A 2,560-nucleotide genomic window follows, 5' to 3' on the forward strand; every position below is an offset into this window, starting at 1 on the left:
CCACCGCCGTGCCCGGGGTCCAGCCGGCCTCCAGGAGCCGCTCGAACAGGGCCTCGACCAGCAGCGGGTGGGGCCCGAGGGGGGCCGCGATCCGGACCCGCAGGTGGCCGGCCCGGGCCGCGGCGGCGGGCAGGTCCCGCTTGACGTGGGTGCCGCGGCCGAGGAGCAGCGGGACGAGCACCGCCTCCCCGGCGGCCTCGCGCAGGGTGTCGCCGAGGAGGGGCCGGTTCAGCTCGATGTGGCCGAGGCGGACGTCGAGGCGCGGGCGGAGCTCGCGGACCCGTTCGAGGAGGGCGAGGACGGTGTGCGGGGCGCGGGGGTCGCGGCTGCCGTGGGCCACGGCGACGAGGGTGGGCTGCATGGGCGGGCTCCGTGGTGCCGGGCGCGGGGCGGGCGCAGACCGCTGAGCTGGGCGCCGAGCTGGTCGGTGATCCGGGTCAGCAGCTCGGCCGCGCTGCCGAAGGGGGGAAGGGGAAGGCTTTCGGGAGGGTGCACCGGCTCCGTCATGAACCGATCCTGCGTGCCGGAGGTTGCCGTGGCGTTGCGCCGGGGTGACGGGTCATTTCCGCCCGCTCACTCGCTCATTCGTACGGGTGAAAGGCGGGGTGGGCGGAACTGGCGGGCACGGACGGTTCGTCAGTCAGTGCGAACGAAGTGTGGAACGAGGGGGATCGGTCATGGGGAAGCAGGAGCAGGTCACGGGGGCGGAGCAGGTCGTGGCGCCGGAGCGGGACGCGGCGGCGGAGCGTGACACGGCGCCGGAGCGGGTCGCGAGCGCCGAGCGGGTCGCCGAGCCGGGGCGGTCGCGTACGGGGTGGGCGCGTGTGCCGTGGCCGCGTGCGGTGCGGGCGCGGCGGCGGGCCGTGCAGGCCGTGATGGGGCTGTGCGTGCTGGCGCTGCTGCCCTCCGCGTGGACCCACGCGGCGGCCGACGGGCGGCTGCGGACCACGGCGAGGGCGCCCGACGCGGAGGTGGCGGTGGTGTTCGGGGCGGGCCTGCTGAACGGCCGCCCGACCCCGTACCTGGCCGACCGGCTCGACGCGGCGGTGGAGCTGTACCGGGCCGGCAAGGTGAAGGTGGTGCTGGTCACCGGGGACAACGGCCGCACGGAGTACGACGAGCCCAACGCGATGCGCACCTACCTCACCCGGCACGGGGTGCCGGACGACCGGGTGGTCAGCGACTACGCCGGGTTCGACACCTGGGACTCCTGCGTGCGCGCCCGGGAGATCTTCGGGGTGCGCCGGGCGGTGCTGGTGAGCCAGGGGTTCCACATACGCCGGGCGGTGGCCCTGTGCCAGGCCGCGGGCGTGGACGCGTACGGGGTCGGGGTCCAGGACGTGCACGACGCCACCTGGTACTACGGCGGGGTCCGCGAGGTGTTCGCGGCGGGCAAGGCCGCCCTGGACGCGGCGTTCAAGCCGGATCCGGTCTTCCTCGGGCCGAAGGAGGAGGGGGTGTCGCGGGTCCTGGGGGCTCTGGCAGACTGACGCCGCGATCGGCGGTATGCCGATTAGTCATATACCGATGTGTCCGGCAGGGGTGTGGAACCGTGGCTGTTGTGGATCTGAGCGGCAAGGTCGTCGTCATCACCGGTGGGGCCCGCGGCCTCGGCGCGGCGGCCGCGCGGACCGTCGTCGACGGCGGCGGCCGGGTGCTGATCACCGACGTGCTGGAGGCGGAGGGTGCCGAGACGGCCGCGGAGCTCGGTGACGCGGCCCGCTTCCTGCGGCACGACGTGACCAGCGAGGCCGACTGGCGGGCGGCCCTGGAGTACGCGGTCGCCGAGTTCGGCCGGATCGACGGGCTCGTCAACAACGCCGGGATATCCACCGGCCAGTTCCTGGAGCACGAGAGCGTCGAGCACTTCCGCCGGGTCGTCGAGATCAACCTGGTCGGCGTGTTCATCGGCATCAAGGCGGCGATCCCGCTGCTCCGGGCGAACGGCGGCGGCTCCATCGTCAACATCTCCTCCGCCGCCGGGCTCACCGGACTCGCCCTCACCGCCGGGTACGGCGCCTCCAAGTGGGGCGTGCGCGGACTGTCGAAGATCGGCGCGGTCGAGCTGGCCGAGGCGAGGATCCGGGTGAACTCGGTGCACCCGGGCATGACGCTGACCCCGATGACGGCCCCGGTCGGCATCCAGGCCGGCGAGGGCAACTACCCCGGCGCCCCGCTGGGCCGGGTCGGCGTCCCGGAGGAGATAGCCGCCGCCGTCGCCTTCCTGCTCTCGGACGCCGCCGGCTACATGACCGGCGCCGAACTGGCGGTCGACGGCGGCTGGACGGCGGGCCTGACCGTGAAGTACCTCACCGGGCAGTAGCCCCGCCCGCCGGGCCGGGTGCCTGCCCGGGCAGTCCGTGGCTCCGGTGGGGGCGCCGGGCCCGGGCCGGCGGTCCGGGCCCGGCCGGGGCCGCTCCCCGCCGCGAGCGCGGGGCCGTGCGCCCGAGGCTCCCGCCCCGAGCGCGGCCTCACCGGGGCCCCGGGGCCGCGCTGAGGGTGTGCATTCCGGGGCGGAACGCGGGGCGGCGGTCCGCGGAACAGCCGTGGCCGACGCTGG

General features: G+C 75.5%; 3 protein-coding genes. 2 read left to right on the plus strand and 1 reads right to left on the minus strand.

All coding sequences use genetic code 11. From position 1 onward, the window contains the following. Positions 1–361: sirohydrochlorin chelatase (locus tag ACFV0Q_RS40750; RefSeq protein ID WP_385013055.1), on the minus strand; the 361-nt coding region annotated here is incomplete at its 3' end. 514 nt (positions 362–875) lie between these two features. Between ACFV0Q_RS40750 and ACFV0Q_RS40755 the strand changes: the two genes are divergently transcribed. Continuing rightward, positions 876–1,490, plus strand: a complete 615-nt coding sequence (locus tag ACFV0Q_RS40755) for a vancomycin high temperature exclusion protein (protein WP_385013059.1) — start codon at positions 876–878, stop codon at positions 1,488–1,490. 62 nt (positions 1,491–1,552) lie between these two features. Continuing rightward, the gene (locus ACFV0Q_RS40760) at positions 1,553–2,323 is read left to right on the plus strand and encodes a glucose 1-dehydrogenase (RefSeq protein WP_385013057.1); all 771 of its coding nucleotides are present in this window, start codon (positions 1,553–1,555) and stop codon (positions 2,321–2,323) included. Positions 2,324–2,560 lie beyond the last annotated feature (237 nt).

Origin of the sequence: Streptomyces sp. NPDC059564, assembly GCF_042735575.1 — a bacterium.
Taxonomy (GTDB): domain Bacteria; phylum Actinomycetota; class Actinomycetes; order Streptomycetales; family Streptomycetaceae; genus Streptomyces.